Below are 22,051 nucleotides of genomic sequence, written 5' to 3'. Positions count from 1 at the left end.
CCCGGCCGCGCGATGACTCACTTCACGCGGCTGACGTACTCGCCCGAACGCGTGTCGACCTTGATCATCTCGTCCTGGTTGACGAACAGCGGAACGCGCACGACCGCGCCCGTTTCCAGCGTCGCCGGCTTGCCGCCGCCGCCCGAGGTGTCGCCGCGCACGCCGGGGTCGGTCTCGACGATCTTCAGCTCAACGAAGTTCGGCGGCTGCACCATGATCGGCGTGCCGTTCCACAGCGTGACCACACACTCTTCCTCGCCCTTCAGCCACTTCTCGGCGCCGCCCATGCCGTTCTTGTCGGACTGGACCTGCTCGAAGGACTCCGGGTTCATGAAGTGCCAGTACTCGCCGTCCGAGTAGAGGTACTGCATGTCGGTATCGACGACGTCCGCGTGCTCGACGTTGTCGGTCGCCTTCATCGTCATTTCGACGACGCGGCCGGACTTGATGCTGCGGTACTTGATGCGCGTGAACGCCTGGCCCTTGCCCGGCTTGACGTACTCGGTCTCCGTGATGACGGCCGGGTCGTTGTTGACCAGGATCTTCTGTCCGGTCTTGACGTCGTTCATGCCGAGGGTGGCCATGCAAAACTCCTGCGAATGCGGGCCGGGCCTGTGGGCGCCAGCTAGAATGGGGCGGTGCCGGGACGCGGATGCGACCGGCGAATCGAGCAGATCAGCCCGCAATGATACCCGCTGCCCTCTCCACGTCGCACGCGCCCCCGGCCGTGCGCTGGCAACAGCTCTGGCGCGACGCCGTGCGGGACCCGCGCGAGCTGCTCGCGATGGTGGGGCTGGAAGAGGCGGGGACCGGCATGTCGGAGGACGCGGCCTCGCAGTTCGCCCTGCGCGTGCCGCGCGGCTTCGTGGCGCGGATGCGCCCCGGCGACGCCAACGACCCCCTGCTCCGCCAGGTGCTCCCGCTCGACGCGGAGATGCGGCCATCACCCGGTTTCGCGCTGGACGCGGTCGGCGATTCGCTGGCCCGCGCCGGCCAGGGCGTCATCCGCAAGTACCGTGGCCGCGCCCTGCTGGTCGCTACGGGCAGCTGCGCGATCAATTGCCGCTACTGCTTCCGCCGGCATTTCCCGTACGGCGACGAGACCGCGGCGGCGGCGAACTGGCGCGAGGCAGTCGCGCTGATCGCGGCGGATACGTCCATCGACGAGGTCATCCTCTCGGGCGGCGATCCATGGTCGCTGTCGACGCCGAAGCTGGCCGAACTCACCCACGCGCTAGCCGCGGTCCCGCACCTGCGCCGGCTGCGCGTGCACACCCGCCTGCCGGTGGTGCTGCCGGAGCGCGTCGACGACGAGTTGCTGGCCTGGCTCGGCGCCCTGCCCTGGCCGGTGACGGTGGTGCTGCACGCCAACCATGCCAACGAGTTCGATGCCTCGGTCGGCGGCGCCTTGGCCCGCCTGAGCGCGGCCGGGGTCACGCTGCTCAACCAGGCCGTGCTGCTGCGCGGCGTCAACGACTCGGTCGATGCGCTCGCCGACCTCTCCGAGCGCGGTTTCCGCGCCGGCGTGCTGCCCTATTACCTGCACCAGCTCGACCGCGTGCAGGGTGCCGCGCACTTCGAGGTCGACGACGACCGCGCCCGCGAGCTGCATCGCGCGTTGGCCGCCCGGCTGTCCGGCTACCTCGTCCCGCGGCTGGTCCGCGAAGTGGCCGGAGACCCCGGCAAGCGCCCACTCTGAAAGTTTTGGCGCGGGCGGCCGATGGGGAGATATCCGTACGCCGAAGTACGCCTCTCCGTCACAGTCTTGCGGCCAGGGCGCCATTCGTCGCCCCGGATCGACCGCTCGGGGATGACGGCACCACGGCCGGCATGTCATAAAAGAGCCCGACCGCCAGGAGATGGGAATGCAGTTCGGGAAAGACGCGGCCCTGCGACTTCTGATTGTCGACGACAGCGTTGAGGCGGCCGAGGCCGTCGTCAGCACGCTGCGCAATGCCGGCATCGCGGTGCGCCCGTCGCGGCCGGAGAACGCGGACGAGCTGGTCCACCAGGTCGTCCAGCAGTCGCCCGACGTCGTTCTTCTCGACCGCAAGGCCAGGATCGTCTCGGCCGAGGCGGTGCTGCAGCAGGTCGCGACCAGCGGCAAGGATCTCCCCGTACTCATGCTCGTCGACCAGATCGACGAAGCCGTCGTGCTCGAGGCGATGTCGCTCGGCGCACGCGGCGTGCTGCTCCGTCATCGCAATGACCACATCGTCAGCGTGGTCCGCACCGAGTGGGCCGACCTCGAAGCGCGCCGCGCGCTGCGCAAGCTCGAGTTCCAGGTCCGCGAGACCGAGCGCCGCTGCGACTCGCTGATCGAGTCCTCGCGCGACCCCATCGCCTACATCCACGAGGGAATGCACATCCGGGCCAATTCGGCCTACCTCGAGATGTTCGGCTACGAGTCGTTCGACGAGGTCGAGGGCATGTCGCTGCTGGACATGATCGCGCCGTCGCACGTCGAGGCGTTCAAGGCGCTCCTGAAGAAGCTGTCCAAGGGCGAAGCGCCGCCGCCGCGCGTCGAAGTCGAAGCGCGCACGCTCGATGGCAACCAGTTTCCCGCCGTCATGGAATTCACGCCCGCGATGTACGAGGGCGAGCACTGCCTGCAGCTGGTGCTGCGCCGGCAGGAGATCGATCCGGACCTGCAGCGAGAAGTCGAAGAGCTGCGGCAGCGCGACCAGGTCACCGGCCTGCTCAATCGCGCGACGTTCCTGCGCGCGCTCGAGAATGCCGTCGCCGATGCGGCGCAGAACTCGACGCACCACGGCTTCCTGCTGATCGAGCCCGACTACTACGCGAAGCTGTTGCAGGACATCGGCCTCGACGCCGCGGACGACCTCGTCGCCGCGTGCGCGCGCCGCCTGCGCGACAGCGTGCCCGAGGACGTCGTGCTGGCCCGCTTCGGCGAACACCAGTTCGCGGCGCTGTCGCGCGGCGCGAACCACGAAGTGACGCAGATGCTCGCGGAGCAGGTGCGCAATGCGTTCGCCGAGCACGTGGTCGAAGCGGGCAGCCGATCGCTCAACGCCACCATCAGCATCGGCGGCGTGCAGATCGGCGAGAAGATCGCGAGCGTCACCGCGGTGCTCGCACGGGCGACTCAGGGCATCCAGTCGTCCGTTGGCATGGGTGGGAACCGCGCCGAGATCTTCGACCCTGGCGCCGCCGACCGTGCCGAGGAAGAACGCGTGCAGGCGTGGGTGGACCGCATCCGCGACGCACTCGATTCCGACCGCTTCGCGATGGCCTACCAGCCGCTCGTCAGCCTGCACGGCGAGCCCGGCGAGATCTACGAGGCCTACCTGCGCATGAAGGGCGACCAGGGCGAGCTCGTCGCGCCGCTCGCCTTCCTGCAGATCGCGGAAGAGAACGGCCTGCTGTGGGAGATCGACCGCTGGGTCGTCGGCCGTGCGCTCGAAGTCATCGGCGAGCGCATCCGCGCCGGCAAGCGCACCACGCTGCTGGTCAAGATCACCGAAAGTTCGCTGCAGGACGACAGCCTGCTCAAGCACATCGAGGAGCAGATCACCAAGCACGGCGCCGACGGTAGCCTGCTGGTGGTGCAGTTGCCGGAATCGAAGGTGTTCACCAATCTGCGTGCGGCGCAGGAGTTCCAGGCGCGCGCCGCGCGCTCGGGCGTGCGCGTCGGGCTCGAGCACTTTGGCGCCGGCCTCAATTCGTTCCAGCTGCTCGCGCACTTCAATGCCGACTTCCTGAAGATCGACCGTACCTTCATGGAAAACCTCGGCACCAGCGCCGAGCACCAGAAGCGGCTGCGCGAGATCACCGACAAGGCGCGCGCGCTCGGCAAGCACACCATCGCCGAGCACGTGCGCGACGCACAGAGCATGAGCGTGCTGTTCGGCGCCGGCGTCGACTACGCGCAGGGCTTCTTCCTCGCGGGCGTCAGCACCACGATGGATTACGAGTTCGGTTGATCCACGGCAGCGCTCGAACAAAAAAAAGCCCGCCGGATGGCGGGCTTTTTCGTTCCGGCAGCCGATCAGTGCACGACGCGCACGGATGGCGTTTCCGATGGCATGCGACGCAGCGCCTCGATGCGCTCGGTCAGTGGCGGATGCGTCATGAACAGGCTGCGCAGACCGTGTGCGACGCCGCCGCTGATGCCGAACGCCTGCACCTGCTTGGGCAGCGTGGTCTCGCCATGGTTGCGCGCCAGCTTCTCGAGCGCGGCGATCATCTTCTCGCGCCCGGCCAGGCGCGCGCCGCCCGCATCGGCGCGGAACTCGCGATGCCGCGAGAACCACATCGCGATCACGCTGGCGAGCAGGCCGAACACCATGTCGAGCACCATCACGGTAATGAAATAACCGAATCCGCCGTTGCGATTGTTGCCGCCGAGGTAGCCGTCGACGATGCGTCCGACCACGCGCGCCAGCACGATCACGAACGTGTTGAGCACGCCCTGCACCAGCATCATGGTGACCATGTCGCCGTTCGCGACGTGGCTGATCTCGTGGCCCAGCACCGCTTCGGCTTCGTCACGATCGAGGTTGCGCAGAAGCCCGGTCGACACCGCGACCAGCGAATGGTTGCGGCTCGGCCCGGTCGCGAACGCGTTGATTTCCGGGCCGTCGTAGATCGCGACTTCCGGCATCGCGATGCCGACGGATTCGGCCTGCCGCCGCACGGTGTCCACGAGCCAGCGCTCGGACTCGTTGCGCGGCTGCTCGATGACCTGCGCACCGGTGGTGCGCTTGGCCATCCATTTGGACATCATGAGCGAGATGAACGAGCCGCCGAAGCCGAACAGCGTCGCCATGACGAGCAGGCCGCCACTGGTCTGCGGGTTAACGCCCAGCACGCGCATGACGACGCTGAGCAGCAACAGGACGGCGAGGTTGGTCGCGAGGAACAGGGTAAGTCGCTTGAACATGGCGTCGAGAATCCGCGGAAGGGTGTTACGTCGCCTTCAACGTGGCGCGTTCACGGCCGCTTTTCAATCCCCCGGCTTCGCGGCGGCCAGCAGCGCTTCACACGCATGACGGGCAGCGGATATCGCGGCCGGTTCGCGCCCTCGCCCACCGGCGACCTGCACGCGGGTTCGCTGCTCGCTGCGCTCGGCAGCTGGCTGTTCGCGAGACGCGCTGGCGGGCGGTGGCTCGTGCGCGTGGAAGACGTCGATACGCCGCGCGAAGTGCCGGGCGCCGCGCAGCGCCAGCTGGATGCGCTCAAGGCATTCGGGCTGCACGCCGACCAAGCCATCCAATTCCAGAGCGATCGCGACGCGTTCTACCGGACGGCGCTCGAAGACCTGGCCGACCGCGGCCTCGCGTTCCCGTGCTGGTGCAGTCGCAGCGATCTCGCCGGGACGGACGGCGTGCATCGCGCCTGCGTTCGCGCGCCCGACGCGCATCGCAGCCCGGCGGTCCGCCTGCGCGTCGCCGACGGCACGCGCGTGCGCTTCGACGACGACCTGCTCGGCCCGCAGGTGCAGGATGTCGATGTCGAGGTCGGCGACTTCGTGCTCTGTCGCGCGGACGGGCTGTGGGCGTACCAGCTCGCCGTGGTCGTCGATGATGCGGCGCAGAACATCACGCACGTCGTGCGCGGCGCCGACCTTCTCGATTCAACGCCGCGCCAGATCCTGCTGCAGCGCGCGCTGGGCCTGTCGACGCCCGGTTATGCGCACCTGCCCGTAGTGATCGACGATGAAGGCCGCAAGCTCTCGAAATCACTGGCGTCGAATCCCGTCGACCCACGTGATCCGATGGCCGCGCTGCAGCGCGCATGGCAGGCGCTGGGTCAGGTTGCACTGCAACATTCAAGCGACGAGACGCCGCGCGATTGGCTGGACCGCGCAGTCGCCGCGTTCGATCCCGCGAAAATCCCGCGCATCGCAACACGCGCTTGAAGCTTCGTGCCTAGAATCGGACAGAGGGCGCACGTCGCGCCGGCACGGAGCAACTCATGCAAAGTCGCGTAGCACTGGTCACCGGTGGCACCGGTGGCATCGGAACGTCGATCATCGAAAGCCTCGCCAACAAGGGCCATCGGGTCGCAACGAACTACCGCGACGAGGCCAAGGCTCGCGCCTGGCAGCAGAAGCTGCGCGACAAGGGCATCGAGGTGCACCTTTCGAAGGCCGACGTCTCCGACCCGGCGCAGTGCGAGGCGATGGTGCGCGAAATCGAAGGCGCGCTCGGTCCGGTCGAAATCGTCGTCAACAATGCCGGCATCACCCGCGACACGACGTTTCACAAGATGACGCCCGCGCAGTGGAACGAAGTCATCGCGACGAACCTGGGCTCGGTGTTCAACGTGACGCGCCCGGTGATCGACGGCATGCGCGAACGCAAGTGGGGCCGCATCATCCAGATCAGCTCGATCAACGGCCAGAAGGGCCAGTACGGCCAGGCGAACTACGCGGCGTCGAAGGCCGGCATGCACGGCTTCACGATTTCGCTCGCGCAGGAGAACGCGCGCTTCGGCATCACCGTCAACACCGTCTCGCCCGGCTATATCGGCACCGACATGGTGATGGCCGTTCCGGAAGAGGTGCGCAACAAGATCATCCAGCAGATCCCGACGGGCCGCCTGGGCTCGCCCGAAGAGATCGCGTACGCGGTGTCGTTCTTCATTCCGGACGAGGCGGGCTGGATCACTGGCGCCAATCTCTCGGTGAATGGCGGCCAGTACATGGGCTGGTGACGCCGGCCACTGAAGCGGTCAGCCGGCCGGGCTGGCCGCTCCGGGGCGCGTAGTTGCGTGGCCTGCCGCACTGCGTCATTCTCGGGACATCCTGCTTTCCGGTGTTCTGCAGATGGCTTCTCCGCGTGTCATCAAGAAGTATCCCAATCGACGGCTCTACGACACGGAAATCTCGAGCTACATCACGATTGAGGACGTTCGCCAGCTCATCATCGATGGCGAGGAGTTCGAAGTGCGGGACGCGCGCTCGGGCGACGACCTCACCCGCCAGGTGCTCCTGCAGATCATTTCCGAGCACGAGCAGGACGGCGAACCGCTGCTGTCCACGCAGCTCTTGAGCCAGATCATCCGTTTCTACGGCGACTCGATGCAGGGCTTCATGGCCACTTACCTCGAGAAGTCGATGCAGGTCTTCCTCGACCAGCAGCAGCAGTTCCGCACGCAGATGGGCGGCCTGCTGGGCCAGACGCCGTGGACGCTGATGAACCAGCTCACCGAGCGCAACCTGCAGATGTGGAAGGACTTCCAGCACAACCTCGCAGGCAGCATGGGCGCGCCCACCGCGCGCAAGAGCGAGACGCAGAAGTAATCCCGACGAGGCCGCGAAAGCGGCCTTCGCTGACTGGCGATTCCCCGGGGCCGCGCGAGCGGCCTTTCGCTTATTTCGCGGGCGCCGCCGTGCCGCAGAACTTCTGGTAGAACGCCTCCGCCTGCGGCATCAGCTGCTGCAGGTGGGCGATGCGGTTTTCCGGGTCCGGGTGCGTCGACGCGAACTCCGGTGGACGCCCACCGCCGTCGAGCTGCTCCATGCGCTGCCACAGCGGAATCGCCTCGTGCGGGTTGAAGCACGCGGCCGCGGCAAGCATCAATCCGACCTGGTCGGCCTGCGCCTCGTGGTTTCGGCTGTACGGCAGGATGAAGCCGTACTGCGCGCCGGCGCCGAGCGCGCCCATCACCGCGCGTTGCTGGTTCGGATCCATGCCGCCGAGCGCCACGCCCGCCGCCATCTGCCCCATTTCGACGAGCTTCTGCTGCGCCATGCGCTGCGAGCCGTGGCGCAGCAGCGCATGCGCGATTTCGTGGCCCATCACAACCGCCATCGCATCCTGGTTCTGCGCGATGGGAATCAGTCCGGTGTAGACCGCCATCTTGCCGCCGGGCAGGCAGAACGCATTGGCCTCGTCGGACTGGATGACCGCGACATCCCACTGGAAGTTCTTGTAGTTCTCGGGCGCCGGCGTGCCGTTCGCCGCGGCGAGGTCCTGCGTCACGTCCGGCACGCGCTTGATCAGGCGCTCGGCGATGCCACGCACCTGCTGGCTCACCTGCGCGTCGGCCGGCATCAGCGCGTTCTGCGACTGCGCATCGCCGACGACCTGCTGGAAGGCCTGCGTGCCGAGGTCGACCTCCTCGTCGGTCGACGCGCCGTAGTGCGCGGTTTCGCCCGTGTACGGATCCTTCTGCGCGCTGCCCATCCACGACACGACCGCGTAGATCGCGAAGCCGAGCAGGATCACCCAGCGGATCGCGCCGAAGCCGAAGCCGCGACGCTGCATGCCGGCGCCCTGTCCCAACGGATCGATGCGCATCAATGAACTCCCGATTGCGACGTCAGAGGTCGCGCACCACCCGGAAGCCGATGCGCGCGTTCGTGGTGTCGGCGTCCAGCCCACTGCGCCAGGCCGACCGCGCCTGCGCCGGCGCGCTCGCCCAGGAACCGCCACGCAACACGCGTTGCCTGCAGCCCGGGTTGAACCAGGCCCGCTGGTCGCGTGGCGCGCGCCGGTAGCTGGAATGCCAGCAGTCCGCCACCCACTCGCTGACATTGCCGGTGACGTCGTGAAGACCGAATCGATCAGCGGCGTAGTGCGCGACCGGCGTCGGCCCCCACGAGCCGTCCGCATAACCGGTGAACGCGTTCTGCCATGCGCGTCCGGTCGGAGAGCGGTCGCCCTGCCCGGTGAAGTTCCCCGCGCCGGCGGGCGGCGTGCCCGCACCCCAGGGATACGCCGCCTTCGATCCCGCGCGCGCGGCGTATTCGAACTCGGCCTCGCTCGGCAGGCGATAGCGATGCCCGGTTTCCTGCGCGAGCCACTCGGCGTACGCGCTCGCATCCTTCGCGCTGACGTGCACGACCGGCAGATCGTCCGCGGCCAGGCGACCGAGATAGTCGTGCTGCCAGTCGACGTTGCCGCGTCGCACGAAGTTGCCGCTGCGCAGGTCGTAGGCGATCGAATAGCCACGGCGCACGGAACGCGACCGATAGCGCGTCGCCTCGACGAAACGCCGGAACTGGCCGACCGTCACTTCGGTCATCGACACAGCGAGGCCGCGTTCGAAATGGATCGCGCGCGTCGGGCGTTCGGCGTCCGTCGCGCCTTGTTCGCCGGGCGCCGCACCCATCGTGAAATCGCCATACGGAATGACGACCATCGTCGGCGACCGTCCACCGCCCTGCAGGCCATCGGTGAACCGCTGGCCGGGTTGGAACAGCCCGTAGTGGACGGCGAAGTCGATGCGCCGGCGCAGCTCCGCCGCGGTGGGGTCCGCGGCCGGCGCGATGCGCAGGATGTGCGCGAGATAGCCACGCGCGGTTTCAATGCCGCGGCGCGGCTCGGCGAGCGCGGTGATGCCGGCATCCCGCAACTCGCCGATGCGCGCCGCGCGTTCGAACGCGATGCGTGCGCGCGCCTCGGCGACGACGTCGGCCTGCGGCCGCACGCGACCAGCGAGCACCAGCCAGTGCTCGGCGCCCGCGTAGTCCTCGCGCGCCGACGCGTCCTCGGCCCTCCGGATCAACGCGCTTTCCGCGGCGGCGAGGCCCTGGCGCGCGCGCGCGTCGGTCGCGCGCAGCGCAAGCGCGCGGCGGAACCATGCGATCGCCCCGTCGCCACCGTTCTCGCCGATGCGACCCTGCGCGAGCTCGGCTTCGCCGCGCTCGCTGTAGCGCTGCCCATCCTCGACGCGATCGACCTGCTGCAGGAAACGCTCGACGTCCGGGCGATCCAGCGCCACCACGCGCAGCACCGACGCCGCATGACGCACGCGCTGGAGCGCGTCGGGATCGTCGTCGATCGCCGCCAGCGTTTCGCGCGCCTGCAGCACCAGTCCGGCGATCGAGTGGTCGACGCCCGCTTCGGCGCGCGCGCGCATGGGCTCGTAGTCGCGCAGCGCCATGAAGATCGGCAGCGACGAGGCGTCGTCGTCGGCGAATCGACCCGCGGCGAGCGCGTCGTCGGCCTGCTTCGCGAGCGCCTGCGCATTGCGGCGGTCGACGTCCATGTGCGGCGCCTTCCACGCCGGCAGGCGCGCATCGGCGTCGCCGACGGTCACGGTCGGCGCGGTGCGCGGTTTCGCGTGCGCCGAATCGCGGTCGTCACGACACCCGCCGACGAGCACCACGACGCCCATCGCGGCATACATCGCGACGGCCTTCGCGAGCCTCGTCCGGGCCTTCGTGCGCAAGACGCCTCCTGCCTGCGGCCGCTGCCGCCGGGTCCACGGAAAGTAGGCTATTGTCGCCCGCTCCCGCAAACCCGGCACCCGTCTTGGCCCACTGGATCGATACGCCCGACGCACTCCGCGCGCGCCTCGCTTCGCCGCCCTCGCGCGTGGGCCTGGACACCGAATTCGTCCGCGAACGCACCTACTGGCCGAAGCTCGCGCTGGTGCAGATCGCGCTGCCGCGGGACGACGGCAACATCGAGATCCTGCTCGTCGACCCGTTGGTGCCGGGCATGAACGAAGCGCTCGCGCCGCTGCTCGCTAACGAGTCGGTGCTGAAGATCATGCACAGCCCGAGCGAGGACCTGATCGCGCTGCGCGAAACCTGCGGCGAAGTGCCGCGACCGCTGTTCGACACGCAGGCCGCCGCGGCGCTCGCGGGCGTCGGATCGGGATTGGGTTATCAGAAGCTGGTCGCCGAAATCACCGGCGTCGCGTTGGAAAAAGGCGAGACGCGCTCGGACTGGATGCGTCGCCCGCTGTCGGCGTCGCAGCTGCAGTACGCCGCGGAGGACGTCGCGCATCTGTTCGAGTTGTACGACACGCTGGTCGCGAAACTCGAGGCGCTGGGTCGCCGTGATTGGCTGGATGCCGACATGGCGCGCACCGTCGCGCTGGCAATCGAAGATCCGGTCGATCGCTGGCCGCACGTCTCCATGCGCAGCGCGCAGTTCCTCGACCGCGACGGCCAGGCGCGACTGCTCCGCCTGCTGCGCTGGCGCGACGCGCATGCACGCGTCGCCGACCTGCCGCGCAGCTGGGTGCTCGACAACGAACTCGCCGCCGCCCTCGCCCGCCCCGAACCCACCGATCGCGAGGCTGTCGCGGAAGCCATCCGCGCGCATCCCAAGGGACCGCGCAAGCTCGTGGACGCAATCTGGACCGCGCTGGTGACGCCACTCCCTGACGAAGCCGACGCGCCGGATGCGACGCAGGCCGAGCGTCGCGACAAAAGTCGCATCAAGGCGCTGCAGGACGCGGTGTCGAAGCGCGCGGCCGAGCTCGGGGTCGCCGATGCGGTGCTGGCCTCGCGCCGCATGCTGGAACCGCTGCTCGACACGGGTGAATGGCCGGAGTCGCTCGACGGCTGGCGTCGCGAGCAGCTGGAAGCGACGCTTGCACCGCTGCTCGGCCCGCGCTGAGCCGCCGCTTCGCGCAAAAAAAAACGGCGCCCGAGGGCGCCGTTTTCAGTTTTCGTGGTGGAGCGGAGGGGGATCGAACCCCTGACCTTCGCGATGCGAACGCGACGCTCTCCCAGCTGAGCTACCGCCCCACGAAAGGACGCGCAGTGTAGCGGCACGGCGGCGGTCCTGCCAAGCGGGCCATCGTCCACGCGGCCGGCACGTGGTGTGATTACCGGCACAGTCCGCGTCCGTGCGAAAATCCGCCGCTTGGGGCCCCGTAGCTCAGCTGGATAGAGCGTCCCCCTCCTAAGGGGAAGGTCGCACGTTCGAATCGTGTCGGGGCCGCCACAGGAACCCTCGCCGCCTTGCCGCGCCTGCAGCCTATGCCGACATCACGTCGCCCGGGCCGCATGCGATGGCTGATCATGGAGTAGCACGATGACCCACCCCGTCCTCACCGCCCTCGGCCTCACCGAGCTGGAATCCGGCACGTACATCGGCAGCGGCGAGTGGTCGACCACGCGCGACGCCGGCGTGCTCGAGTCCGTCAGCCCCACCGACGGCAATGTGCTCGCGCGCGTGCACGCGTCGTCGCAGGACGACTACGACACGATCGTGGAACGCGCACAGGCGGCGTTCAAGGTGTGGCGCACGGTGCCGGCGCCGCGTCGCGGCGAAGCGATCCGCCTCTGCGCGGATGCGCTGCGCGCGAACAAGGACGCGCTCGGCACGCTGGTCGCGCTGGAGATGGGCAAGTCGAAGGCCGAGGGCGACGGCGAAGTGCAGGAGATGATCGACATCGGCGACTTCTCCGTCGGCCTGTCGCGCCAGCTCTACGGCCTCACCATGCATTCCGAGCGCCCCGGCCACCGCATGTACGAGCAGTGGCACCCGATCGGCCTGGTCGGAATCATCTCGGCGTTCAATTTCCCGGTCGCGGTGTGGGCGTGGAACTCGTTCGTCGCGGCCGTGTGCGGCGACATCTCGATCTGGAAGCCGTCGCCGAAGACTCCGCTTTCGGCGATCGCGTCGATGAAGATCTGCAACGACGCGCTGAAGGCCGGCGGTTTCCCGGACATCTTCTTCCTGTTCAACGACGCCGGCTCCGACCTCGCGCAGCAGTTCGTCGACGACAACCGCGTCGCGCTGATCAGCTTCACCGGTTCGACCAAGGTCGGCCGCATGGTCGGTGAGCGCGTCGCGCGCCGCATGGGTCGTTCGCTGCTGGAACTCGGCGGCAACAACGCGATCATCGTCGACCCGACGGCTGACCTGAAGCTCGCGATTCCCGCCATTGTCTTCGGCGCCGTCGGCACCGCCGGCCAGCGCTGCACCACCACGCGCCGCCTGTTCGTGCACGAGTCGATCTATGACGACGTGCTGGCCAAGCTCGTCACCGCGTACAGGCAGGTCGAGACCAAGATTGGCGACCCGACCGATCCGTCCAACCTGATGGGTCCGCTGAATTCGCGCGATGGCGTGCAGGCCTATCTCGACGCGATCGCCGCGGCAAAGGCCGCCGGCGGCACCATCGCCACGGGCGGCACCGCGCTCGATCGCCCGGGCAACTTCGTGCTGCCCGCGATCGTCACTGGCCTGACCAACGATGCGGCCATCGTCCAGCACGAGACGTTCGCGCCGATCCTCTACGTCATGAAGTATTCGACGCTCGACGAAGCTATCGAACTGCAGAACGCCGTGCCGCAGGGTCTGTCGTCGTCCATCTTCACCACCAACCTCAAGGCCGCCGAGCAGTTCCTGTCGGCATGGGGATCGGACTGCGGCATCGCCAACGTCAACATCGGCACGTCCGGTGCGGAGATCGGCGGCGCGTTCGGTGGCGAGAAGGAAACGGGCGGTGGGCGTGAGTCGGGTTCGGACGCGTGGAAGGCCTACATGCGCCGCCAGACCAACACGATCAACTACTCCGATTCGATGCCGCTGGCGCAGGGCATCAAGTTCGATCTCTGAGGTGATCGCATGAACGCGCAGACGATGAATCAGCCGTCGAGCCAGCTCGCGATCGCGAGCCTGGTGCTGGGGCTGCTGTCATGGGTGATGTTGCCGGTGCTGGGCGGCATCGGCGCGGTGGTCTGCGGGCATCTCGCGCGGCGCGACATCCGCGCCGCGCGCGGGGCGCTGGGTGGTGACGGGATGGCGGTGGCCGGGCTGGTGCTCGGCTACCTGCACCTCGTGCTGCTGATCGTCGGTGTGATCGTCGCGATCCTGTTGTTCGGCAGCGTCTTCGCCCTGCTGGCGGCTTTCGCGCACTGATGTACGGCCTGCTGCGCCCGCTGCTGTTCCAGCTCGACGCCGAAACCGCGCATGGCATCGGCCTGCGCGGGCTCGACACGTTGGAGCAGGCGGGCCTGCTCGGGCTCGTTGCGCGACGCCCTGCGCAATCGCCATATCCGGTCAACGTCTTCGGGCTCGACTTTCCGAATCCGGTCGGCCTCGCCGCCGGGCTCGACAAGAACGGCGAGCACATCGACGCATTGTTCGGGCTGGGGTTCGGCTTCGTCGAAGTCGGTACGGTGACGCCGCGTCCGCAGGTCGGCAATCCGAAGCCGCGCATGTTCCGCTTGCCGAAGCATCGCGGCATCGTCAATCGCCTGGGGTTCAACAATCTCGGCGTCGACCAGCTCGTCCGCAATGTCGAGGCGGTGCGCCATCGTCGCGGCATCCTCGGCATCAACATCGGCAAGAACAAGGACACACCCAACGAGTCGGCGCAGGACGACTACCTGCACTGCCTCGAACGCGTCTATCCGCTGGCCGACTACATCACCATCAACATCTCGTCGCCGAACACGGCCGGCCTTCGCGAGCTGCAGGAAGAGCAGGCGCTGCGACGCCTGATCGGCACGTTGCGTGACGAGCAGGAGCGCCTCGGCGCGAAGCACGGCAAGCGCGTACCGATGCTGGTGAAGGTCGCGCCCGACCTGTCGGACGACGACATCGAAGCGGCAGCACGCGTGCTCGCCGACCTGCAGGTCGATGGCGTCATCGCCACGAACACCACGATCTCGCGCGAAAGCGTCGAGGATTCGCCATATGCCGATGAGCAGGGCGGTCTGTCCGGCGCGCCGTTGATGCCGCAGTCGACCTACGTGCTGCGCCGGCTGCGCACTCGCCTGCCGGAATCGATTCCGCTGGTCGGCGTGGGCGGCATTCTTTCGGGCGCCGATGCGGTGGCGAAGATGGCCGCGGGTGCCAGCCTGGTGCAGTGCTACACGGGCTTCATCTACCGCGGGCCGATCCTCGTGCGCGAATGCGTCGCCGCGATCCGCCGTCGCAAGGAAGCGCCGAGCCGTGGGCACATGCCACCGACATGACCGATCCGATCCCCGGCGTACGCGTCAGCCGCGACGCCGATCTGCGTAGCCTCAACACCTTCGGCGTCGAAGCGCGCGCGCCTTGGCTGGTCGAGATCGACGACGCGTCGCGCCTCGCCGACGCCTTCGCGTCCGAGCCACTCGCCGGCACCACGCCGCTGGTGCTCGGCGGTGGCAGCAACGTGCTGTTCGTCGGCGCACCGCGCGAACCCGTGTTGCGTCTCACCGGCCGGCGTTTGCGCCTTCTCGATGACGACGGCGCCACGGTACGCATCAAGGTCGATGCCGGCTTCGGCTGGCACGAACTCGTCATGCGCACGCTCGGCGATGGCCTCGGCGGCTTCGAGAATCTCGCCCTGATCCCGGGTACCGTCGGCGCCGCGCCCATCCAGAACATCGGCGCGTATGGCGTCGAGGTTCGCGAACTGATCGACGCGGTGCATGCGTTCGAACCGGCGACGGGCCGTCATGTGCGCCTGTCGAACGACGACTGCGCGTTCGCGTATCGCGACAGCCTGTTCAAGCACGAGCCGTCGCGCTACATCGTGACTGCGGTGGAGTTCCGGCTGCGCAGCGGCGGCGCGCCCAACGTGAGTTACGCGGGCATCGCCGACGAGCTGGCCGAACGCGGCGTCACGTCGCCGACGGCGCGCGACGTGGCGGATGCGGTGATCGCGATCCGCCGCCGCAAGCTGCCGGACCCGGCATCGATCGGCAATGCGGGCAGCTTCTTCAAGAATCCGATCGTGCCGACCGGTGTCGCCGATGCACTGCTTGCCGAGCACCCGCGCCTGCCGGTATTCGCCGCCGGCGACGGGCTGCGCAAGCTTTCGGCGGCGTGGCTGATCGACAGCGCCGGACTACGCGGCTACCGCGACGGCGAGGCGGGCGTCTCGCCGGGACACGCGCTGGTGCTGGTCAACCTTGGCGGCGCGAACGGCGCCGACCTGCTGCGCGTGGCGCAGCATGTCGCATCGACCGTTCAAGAGCGCTTCGGCGTGTCGCTCGAGCCCGAGCCGCGATTGATCGGCGCGACCTGGGCGCAATGACGCCGCCTCGTTCGGCCGTCGGCGACCGGACATGCAATCGGCCACGGTCGCCAGGTCGCGCGCCCGCATGTATCGCAACGTGATGGATCGTCACGATCGAGCACTGCCGATCGGCGATCCTTGCCGCCCATGACCTCTCCCCCCGGCCACGCGACCGTCATGCGCGCCGCGCTGCTCATGCTGGCGAGCACGCTGTTCTTCGGCCTGATGGCGATCACGATCCGCTACGCATCGCGCACGTTGCCCGCGTTCGAGATCGCGTTCTGGCGCAATTCGTTCGGCCTGCTGGCGCTACTGCCCCTGCTGCTCCACAGCGGCGCGCCCCTGCGAACGCGACAGCTGCCGAAATACCTGGTGCGCAGCGCGATCGGCATCGGGTCGATGCTCTGCTCGTTCTGGGCGATCGGCCACCTGCCCCTGTCGCAGGCGATCTCGCTGTCCTACTCCACGCCGCTGTTCGTGACGATCGCGGCGGTGATCTGGCTCGGCGAAGTCGTGCGCCGACGCCGATGGACCGCCGTCGTGCTCGGCTTCATCGGCGTGCTTGTCATCGTGCACCCCGGCACGAGTGACTTCACCTACGGCTCGCTCATCGCGCTGTCGGCCGCGGTTCTGAGTGCGATCGTCGCGATCCAGATCAAGCAACTCTCGCGTGTCGATTCGCCCGACACCATCGTGTTCTACACATATGTGTTCTGGGTGCCGCTATCGCTGCTGCCCGCACTGTTCGTCTGGGTCTGGCCCGCGAACGACGCCTGGCTGTGGCTTGTGCTGACGGGCCTGTTCGGCACGGGAGGCCAACTGCTCTGGGCGCGCGCACTGCGCATCGGCGACGTGTCCGCGCTCACCCCGATCAGCTTCATGCAGTTGCCGGTCGTAAGCATCGGCGCCTACTTCCTGTTCGACGAGAAGATCGACGCCTACACCATCGCAGGCGCACTCATCATCTTCGCGGCGAACGCCTACATCGCGCATCGCGAAGCGCAGCTCGCCAAGCGCGCAGCGACGACGGCGCCGGTCGAGGCTGCGCAGCCGGCGGAGTAAAAAAAACGGTCCGGTTGCCCGGACCGTTTTCGTGCCACACGTAGCTCTTGCGATTACAGGTCGACGCCGAAGCCCACGCCGGCCGAGCTGTCATCGCTCGAGAATGCGGCGCCGATGCTCATCGAGATGTTCTCGCCGAAGCGATGGCCGTAGCCGACAGACACCGCGCTTTCGCCATGCTGCGTGCCGACGCCCATCGACAGGCGGCCGCGATCTGGCTTGGCATACGCGGCGTTGGCTGCCATCTGCATCATCGCCGCCGACATCGCACCGTTGCGGTCGATGCGACGGTCCTGTTGCTCGAAGCGATCATTCATCTCGGTGCGCAGCCCGCCGAAATCGAGTACGAGGCCGTTGACTTTGGCATCCGTGTAGGCGTTCGCAGATGCGAGCGTCTGCGTGCTCTTCTGGTCCGTGTACGTATTGGCTGAGCCGAGCGTCGTCGTGGCCTTGGTGTCGACGTACGTTTTGGCCGACTGCAGCGTCGTCGCGTCACCCGCATCCGCGTGCGTATTCGCGGCGGTCACTGCGTTGCTTGCGGTCGACAACGCCGTATTGGCCGTGGTCTGCGCGGTGTTGGCTGCGCTGAGCGCCGTGTTGGCCGTCGACTGAGCATTGTCTGCCGACGTCTGCGCCGTATTCGCTGTGGTGAGCGCGGTATCAGCCGTCGACTGCGCATTGGTCGCGAGCGTCACCGCGTTGTCGGCCGTCGCCTGTGCCGTGGTGGCGGCGCTGAGCGCGGTGTCGGCCGTCGACTGGGCATTGGCCGCATTCGCCAGCGCCGTGTTGGCGGTGGACTGGGCCGTCGCCGCGTTCGTCAGCGCGCTATTGGCCGTCGTCTGTGCCGTGGCGGCATTCGTCAGTGCAGTGTCTGCGGTCGCCTGCGCCGTCGCCGCGTTCGTCAGTGCCGTGTCGGCCTTCGTGTCGACGACCTGCAACTGCTGCAGGTTCACCGCGTCCGTTGCCTGGGTGCCGTTGGCGACGTTGACCAGCTGGCGCTCATTGCCCGACGAGCCGATCGACACCGTGTTGGCGCGATCCGCAACCGAATTGCCACCAAGCGCGACGCTGCCTACAGCGGTTGCGCTGCTGCGATAGCCGAGTGCCATGGCATTGTCCGCGGCAACGTTGCTCTGGAAGCCCAGCGCAACGCTGTTCAGGCCACCCGCGATCGCTGCGTTGCCGAACGCCGAAGCACCTGCCGCCGATGCGGTCGCGAATTCATTCGCGTCGGCGATGCCGTTGCCGTTGAGATCGGTCCAGCCGCCGACGGCCGTGCTCGAGTTCGCGCTGGCGAAGCTATCGGCGCCGGCGGCGAACGAACCCACGCCCATCGCCACGCTGTTGTTGCCCAGCGCGGTCGAGAAGTTCGCACCCGCTTGGCTGAACGTACCGAAGGCACTGCTGGAGATGCCGCCAGCCGACGCCGCGGCGCCAAACGCGACGGAAAAGTCGCCGCTCGCAAGCGACGCGGTGCCGAATGCGCTGGCGAACGTGCCGCCCGCAAATGCCGAGCTGCCGAATGCGGACGCGTCATCACCGCCCGCGCTCGCGCCCTGGCCCATGGCGGTGCTCTGCGCTCCGGTCGCTGACGAGCTTTCACCGATCGCGGTGCTGCCCGTGTTGTTGGCAACCGCGCTGTCGCCAATGGCGGTACTCGAATTGCCTGAGGCCGTGGCGTTGCGACCGCATGCAGTTGCGCCGCCGCCGGCCGCGGTGCCGCCGTCGGTCGTGGTACCGCCGGCACCGTTGTCGAACAGGCACGTGTCACCGGCATAGGCCGGCGAGAACGCCGCGATGGAGAACAGAAGTGCGGCGCTGAGGGTATTGCGATGGAAGGTCTTCACGAAAATTCCCCGAATTGATGCGGGGCGGGCCGCAGCCCGCCCGTCGATGCATATGGATGGACGGCGAGGCGACGACATTTGTCGCCGCCCCGCTCGTCGCTTACGGCGTGACCGTCAGCGCAACCCGCACCGCGACCTTCGGTCGCGCGGGATCGCTCGTGCTCACACAGGTGTAGCCGACGTAGTTGCCAGCCGCGAGCCCTGCGGCGCTCAGCTGCATCTGCACGTTGGTCGACATGCCCTGCGACACCTTGCCCACCGTCGGCGTGCCCGCACCGATCCACGGTGCACCGCAGGCGACGGCGCCGTCCGCCTGCCATGCGAGGCCGGCCCACGACGCGCCGCCCGAGGCCAGCGCCCAGCTGCCTGCGCCGTTCGTTGCAGGCGTGATCGTCGCGTGCGATCCGTTGCCGGTGAGCGAGCGCAGCCACGCCCAGCTGTTGGCGAGGGTCGCGCGCACGTTCACCACGAACCAGTACTTGCCCGGCGGCAGGTTCGGCGCCTGCCCGGCCGCGGCCAGGTTGAGCGAGATCCCGTTGGCATCGGCCGTCACGCCCGCGCCGGTCGGCGTGGACGTGTACGTCCAGACGGCTCCGGTCGGGTTCGTGTTCGGATTACCCGCCGGCAGGTTGCCCGCCGAGTTCGAGTAGATCGTCCACGTCAGCTGCGATGCGGTGCTCGCCAGAGTCTGCCCGCTGACCACCCAGCCCTCGGCCGACAGCGACTTGATCGTCGTTGCCGTATCCAGCGTGAAGTCATCTGCCGAGTACTGGCCGCCGGCGCCGACCGACGCGGCGTCGGAGAACAGCGTGCTGCGGTAGCCGGAGGTCACGCCTGTGGACAACGCCTTGACGATGTTGGCCACGCCCGTACCCGTGTTGTCGACGCTGAAGCTCAGCGGCGAGCCACCCGCGTTACCCAGCGAGAACGTCGCGGTGCCGGTCGCTCCGGTGGGAATGGTCGCACTCACCGTCATCGGCGCCGACGCGATGGCCGGCTTGACCGCGATCGCCACCGGCATGCGCAGCACCGGCTGATTCGGGTTGCCGACCGACTGCGGCGTCAGTACCACGGTGCCGAAGTTGAACTGCGAATTCGCCGGAAGCTGGTACGCGTTGATGGTGAACGTGACCGCCTTGCTCTCGCCCGGGTTCACGGTGAACAGCGCCGGCGACACGGTGGCGCTGAGGCCGTCCACCTTCACCGACCACGCCTGACGGAACGTCAGCGTGTTGCGGAACGTACGCGTGAACACGCAACGCTCGAAACACGAACCATTGATCAGGCTCGGCTGGTTGAGCGTCATCGGATCGCCGTTGGCGGCCGGATTGGCGGCGAGGTAATTCCCTCTGATCTCGTTGAGCACGAGGCCGGCGCGAATCGCCTGGTCCACCTGGATGCGGCCTGCGCCGCGAGCGAATGCATTCGCCTGCGTCACGCCGTCTTCCATCAGCACCGTCTGCTTGGCCGTCATCGCCAGCGCCGACTTGATCTCGGCCGGCTTCCACGTCGGCTGCGCCTGGTGGATCAGCAACGCCGAGCCCGCGTTGTGCGGCGACGCCATCGACGTTCCGCTCAGCAGACCGACCGCATTTTCCGAACCGCTGATCGCGGTGCCGGCGATCGTGGCGAGGATGTTGACGCCTGGCGCGGTGATGTCCGGCTTCAGCAGGTTGTAGCTGCCGGCCGGCCCACGCGAGCTGAAGTCCGCCAGCTGGTCGGGTGTGTTCGACAGCGCCACCGGCGACAACGGAATCGTCGCCGTGGCAGTCGGGTTGGCGATGCCGAAGTTGCGGATCGCGTCGCCCACTGCCTGCGTTACCGAGAACGCGGGGATCGTCGTGCCCGGCACCGACGGCGCGAGCGAGCCGGCCTGGTTGTTGGCGATCACCACGGCGACGGCGCCCGCGGCGCTCGCGTTGTTCACCTTGATGGCGAAGCTGCACGTACCGCGACGGACGACGGCGATGGCACCGTTGAACGAACCCGCCGGAAGCGTGTTGCACGCGTCGTCTGGAGCGTTGATGCCGGAACTGATCACCAGCGGCGTCGTGCCCGGGAACGTCTGCGTCATCGAGACGCCACCGGAGCCTTCCGTCAGGTTGATGCCCTGCATTGCCGCAGGCACCGGCGTCGGGCCGGTGGCCGAGAGCTGGTAGGCGAAATCACCACGACCGTGTTGCGCGGCCGCGGTCGAGGACGTCCACGGCTCGTGGTGGCCCATGGTGTTCGGACCCGGGCCGCTGTTACCGGCGGAGGTCGCAACGTAGATGCCCGCGTCGCTCGCGTTGAGGAACGCCTGCGAAACGGCGTCCGTCCACGGGTCGACACCGCCGCCGATCGAGAAGTTGATGACGTTGACGACGCCGTCGGCGACCGCCTGATTGACGGCCAGCACCGACGACGTGTTCGGGCACGAACCGCCACCGGTGCTCACGTTCGTGTAGCAGACGTCGTACGCGATGATGTTGGCGTGCGGCGCAACGCCCGAAATGCGCAACGTGGCGCCCTTGTAGCTGACATCGCGACGGTTGCCGACGGCGGTCGATGCGGTGTGGCTACCGTGACTGTTGGTGTCGCCGAAACCCGGCTCTTCGCGATACGTACCCGCGCCGTTCAACTGGCAATAGGTGTGCGTCGGATCCGCGAGCTGGTCGCAGACGAAGTCGTAGCCGCCGATGAGTTTGTCGTTGCAACGACCTTCGTCGACCTGACCCGGGGCGCACGTGCCCAGGTAGTGCCCCGCGCCGAGCGGGTTGATGTGTTGGTAGCCATCCACCGGGCCCACGGCCGCGAACGAGGGGCTGCCGAAGTTGATGCCGGTGTCGATGTCGGCGATGACGGTGCCTTCGCCCTGATACTTCGACGGATAGCCCGGCGCCTGGCCGAGCCACAGGGTTTCGGCGCCGATCAGGCGTGGACCGACATCGGTGTCGGTCTGCATCTCGTGATATTTCTCGACGATCTGCGCGACGCGCTGGGCCTTGACCTTCTCGGCCTCGTCCGGCGTGAGCTCGACGATGATCGCGTTGAGCGCGTGCTGCATGCGGCCACGAACGCGAAGCGGGCGGCCGATCGCACGTGCGATGTCGGACTCGTGGCCGATCTGCACCTGCTCGAGGTGGCGCACGTAGCTGACCGCGGCAGCGCTGTGAACGTCGATGCGACCACGGGCCGGACCAGTTGCCAGCGTCGTCGGGGCCGCGAAGCCCTGCATCTGCCCGCGATACGTCGCGAGCGGCGATTCGCCGAACACGACGATGTACTGGTCGCGTCGGGTCAACCCCTCATCGGACAGCGTCGCCGCCGGCGTGGCGGGCTGCGACGCCGCGACCATTTGCCGTGCGCCAGTGACGATCTGCGACGGCTGGATGCCGGCCATGTGCAGTGCGGTTGCACCGGCTGCGGCAGTGCCGAGCGCAGCCGCCACCCAGACGGCAATGCGCCTTTGCTTGAAAGACATTCGTTTT

17 protein-coding genes and 2 tRNA genes are annotated in these 22,051 nt (G+C 68.0%); 12 read left to right on the top strand and 7 right to left on the bottom strand.

All coding sequences use genetic code 11. From position 1 onward, the window contains the following. Positions 1–17 precede the first annotated feature (17 nt). Positions 18–584, bottom strand: a complete 567-nt coding sequence (efp, locus tag ACKTTN_RS06125; protein ID WP_407908991.1) for an elongation factor P — start codon at positions 582–584, stop codon at positions 18–20. A 101-nt stretch (positions 585–685) separates the two neighbouring features. On the opposite strand from efp, the gene epmB reads away from it, so the two are divergent. Beyond that, entirely contained in the window at positions 686–1,699 is a 1,014-nt protein-coding gene (epmB, locus tag ACKTTN_RS06120; RefSeq protein WP_407910022.1) for an EF-P beta-lysylation protein EpmB, read from the top strand. A 166-nt stretch (positions 1,700–1,865) separates the two neighbouring features. Beyond that, positions 1,866–3,944 carry an EAL domain-containing response regulator gene (locus ACKTTN_RS06115; protein WP_407908990.1) on the top strand — a complete coding sequence of 693 codons (2,079 nt, stop codon included), beginning with the start codon at positions 1,866–1,868 and terminating at the stop codon, positions 3,942–3,944. 65 nt (positions 3,945–4,009) lie between these two features. On the opposite strand, the gene htpX is transcribed toward ACKTTN_RS06115, so the two are convergent. Further along, positions 4,010–4,903 carry a protease HtpX gene (htpX, locus tag ACKTTN_RS06110; protein WP_407908989.1) on the bottom strand — a complete coding sequence of 298 codons (894 nt, stop codon included), beginning with the start codon at positions 4,901–4,903 and terminating at the stop codon, positions 4,010–4,012. A 105-nt stretch (positions 4,904–5,008) separates the two neighbouring features. Here htpX and gluQRS point away from each other — a divergent pair, with 105 nt between their 5' ends. From gluQRS to phaR, 3 genes are all read left to right on the top strand, one after another. Next, the gene (gluQRS, locus tag ACKTTN_RS06105) at positions 5,009–5,881 is read left to right on the top strand and encodes a tRNA glutamyl-Q(34) synthetase GluQRS (protein ID WP_407908988.1); all 873 of its coding nucleotides are present in this window, start codon (positions 5,009–5,011) and stop codon (positions 5,879–5,881) included. 56 nt (positions 5,882–5,937) lie between these two features. Then, complete coding sequence (gene phbB, locus ACKTTN_RS06100) at positions 5,938–6,678, top strand: acetoacetyl-CoA reductase (RefSeq protein ID WP_407908987.1); 741 nt, start codon at positions 5,938–5,940, stop codon at positions 6,676–6,678. A 112-nt stretch (positions 6,679–6,790) separates the two neighbouring features. Then, positions 6,791–7,267, top strand: a complete 477-nt coding sequence (gene phaR / locus ACKTTN_RS06095; protein WP_407908986.1) for a polyhydroxyalkanoate synthesis repressor PhaR — start codon at positions 6,791–6,793, stop codon at positions 7,265–7,267. A 70-nt stretch (positions 7,268–7,337) separates the two neighbouring features. Here the strand turns inward: phaR and ACKTTN_RS06090 are convergent, their stop codons facing one another. Continuing rightward, positions 7,338–8,267, bottom strand: coding sequence for a M48 family metallopeptidase (locus tag ACKTTN_RS06090; RefSeq protein WP_407908985.1), 930 nt, complete (start codon positions 8,265–8,267; stop codon positions 7,338–7,340). A 22-nt stretch (positions 8,268–8,289) separates the two neighbouring features. Next, positions 8,290–10,143: an SUMF1/EgtB/PvdO family nonheme iron enzyme gene (locus tag ACKTTN_RS06085; protein WP_407908984.1), complete on the bottom strand. Its 1,854-nt coding sequence runs from the start codon at positions 10,141–10,143 to the stop codon at positions 8,290–8,292. Between the two features lie 83 nt (positions 10,144–10,226). Here ACKTTN_RS06085 and rnd point away from each other — a divergent pair, with 83 nt between their 5' ends. Beyond that, the gene (gene rnd, locus ACKTTN_RS06080; protein ID WP_407908983.1) at positions 10,227–11,324 is read left to right on the top strand and encodes a ribonuclease D; all 1,098 of its coding nucleotides are present in this window, start codon (positions 10,227–10,229) and stop codon (positions 11,322–11,324) included. Between the two features lie 55 nt (positions 11,325–11,379). Here rnd and ACKTTN_RS06075 read toward each other — a convergent pair. Further along, positions 11,380–11,455: transfer RNA gene (locus ACKTTN_RS06075), tRNA-Ala, on the bottom strand. Between the two features lie 122 nt (positions 11,456–11,577). On the opposite strand from ACKTTN_RS06075, the gene ACKTTN_RS06070 reads away from it, so the two are divergent. The 6 genes from ACKTTN_RS06070 to ACKTTN_RS06045 all read left to right on the top strand — a co-directional run bounded on the left by ACKTTN_RS06070 (position 11,578) and on the right by ACKTTN_RS06045 (position 16,734). Continuing rightward, a tRNA-Arg gene (locus tag ACKTTN_RS06070) sits at positions 11,578–11,654 on the top strand. Positions 11,655–11,744: 90 nt separating this feature from the next. Then, positions 11,745–13,277 carry an L-piperidine-6-carboxylate dehydrogenase gene (amaB, locus tag ACKTTN_RS06065; protein ID WP_407908982.1) on the top strand — a complete coding sequence of 511 codons (1,533 nt, stop codon included), beginning with the start codon at positions 11,745–11,747 and terminating at the stop codon, positions 13,275–13,277. Between the two features lie 9 nt (positions 13,278–13,286). Continuing rightward, the gene (locus ACKTTN_RS06060; RefSeq protein ID WP_407908981.1) at positions 13,287–13,580 is read left to right on the top strand and encodes a DUF4190 domain-containing protein; all 294 of its coding nucleotides are present in this window, start codon (positions 13,287–13,289) and stop codon (positions 13,578–13,580) included. Further along, the gene (locus ACKTTN_RS06055) at positions 13,580–14,641 is read left to right on the top strand and encodes a quinone-dependent dihydroorotate dehydrogenase (protein WP_407908980.1); all 1,062 of its coding nucleotides are present in this window, start codon (positions 13,580–13,582) and stop codon (positions 14,639–14,641) included. Before ACKTTN_RS06060 ends, ACKTTN_RS06055 begins: the two co-directional genes overlap by 1 nt. After that, positions 14,638–15,690, top strand: a complete 1,053-nt coding sequence (gene murB / locus ACKTTN_RS06050) for a UDP-N-acetylmuramate dehydrogenase (RefSeq protein ID WP_407908979.1) — start codon at positions 14,638–14,640, stop codon at positions 15,688–15,690. The genes ACKTTN_RS06055 and murB overlap by 4 nt, the downstream gene beginning before the upstream one ends. 129 nt (positions 15,691–15,819) lie before the next feature. Next, a complete protein-coding gene (locus ACKTTN_RS06045; protein WP_407908978.1) occupies positions 15,820–16,734 on the top strand; it encodes a DMT family transporter in 915 nt (304 codons plus the stop codon). A 53-nt stretch (positions 16,735–16,787) separates the two neighbouring features. Here ACKTTN_RS06045 and ACKTTN_RS06040 read toward each other — a convergent pair whose 3' ends face one another. Then, complete coding sequence (locus ACKTTN_RS06040; RefSeq protein ID WP_407908977.1) at positions 16,788–18,581, bottom strand: YadA-like family protein; 1,794 nt, start codon at positions 18,579–18,581, stop codon at positions 16,788–16,790. A gap of 100 nt (positions 18,582–18,681) precedes the next feature. Next, positions 18,682–22,044, bottom strand: coding sequence for a S8 family serine peptidase (locus tag ACKTTN_RS06035; RefSeq protein ID WP_407908976.1), 3,363 nt, complete (start codon positions 22,042–22,044; stop codon positions 18,682–18,684). Between the last annotated feature and the right edge of the window lie 7 nt (positions 22,045–22,051).

Origin of the sequence: Lysobacter claricitrinus, from assembly GCF_045866565.1 — a bacterium.
GTDB lineage: Bacteria > Pseudomonadota > Gammaproteobacteria > Xanthomonadales > Xanthomonadaceae > Cognatilysobacter > Cognatilysobacter claricitrinus.
Note: the sequence above shows the minus strand (reverse complement) of the source record. Positions and strands in the feature narration are given on the sequence as shown.

Bases quoted from the DNA above. Each gene is read 5' to 3' on its own strand.
- ACKTTN_RS06035 (WP_407908976.1), bottom strand. From the start codon at position 22,044: ATGTCTTTCAAGCAAAGGCGCATTGCCGTCTGGGTGGCGGCTGCGCTC.
- gluQRS (WP_407908988.1), top strand. From the start codon at position 5,009: ATGACGGGCAGCGGATATCGCGGCCGGTTCGCGCCCTCGCCCACCGGC.
- phaR (WP_407908986.1), top strand. From the start codon at position 6,791: ATGGCTTCTCCGCGTGTCATCAAGAAGTATCCCAATCGACGGCTCTAC.
- ACKTTN_RS06060 (WP_407908981.1), top strand. From the start codon at position 13,287: ATGAACGCGCAGACGATGAATCAGCCGTCGAGCCAGCTCGCGATCGCG.
- ACKTTN_RS06090 (WP_407908985.1), bottom strand. From the start codon at position 8,267: ATGCGCATCGATCCGTTGGGACAGGGCGCCGGCATGCAGCGTCGCGGC.
- ACKTTN_RS06055 (WP_407908980.1), top strand. From the start codon at position 13,580: ATGTACGGCCTGCTGCGCCCGCTGCTGTTCCAGCTCGACGCCGAAACC.
- efp (WP_407908991.1), bottom strand. From the start codon at position 584: ATGGCCACCCTCGGCATGAACGACGTCAAGACCGGACAGAAGATCCTG.
- ACKTTN_RS06045 (WP_407908978.1), top strand. From the start codon at position 15,820: ATGACCTCTCCCCCCGGCCACGCGACCGTCATGCGCGCCGCGCTGCTC.
- phbB (WP_407908987.1), top strand. From the start codon at position 5,938: ATGCAAAGTCGCGTAGCACTGGTCACCGGTGGCACCGGTGGCATCGGA.
- murB (WP_407908979.1), top strand. From the start codon at position 14,638: ATGACCGATCCGATCCCCGGCGTACGCGTCAGCCGCGACGCCGATCTG.
- epmB (WP_407910022.1), top strand. From the start codon at position 686: ATGATACCCGCTGCCCTCTCCACGTCGCACGCGCCCCCGGCCGTGCGC.
- ACKTTN_RS06115 (WP_407908990.1), top strand. From the start codon at position 1,866: ATGCAGTTCGGGAAAGACGCGGCCCTGCGACTTCTGATTGTCGACGAC.
- amaB (WP_407908982.1), top strand. From the start codon at position 11,745: ATGACCCACCCCGTCCTCACCGCCCTCGGCCTCACCGAGCTGGAATCC.
- htpX (WP_407908989.1), bottom strand. From the start codon at position 4,903: ATGTTCAAGCGACTTACCCTGTTCCTCGCGACCAACCTCGCCGTCCTG.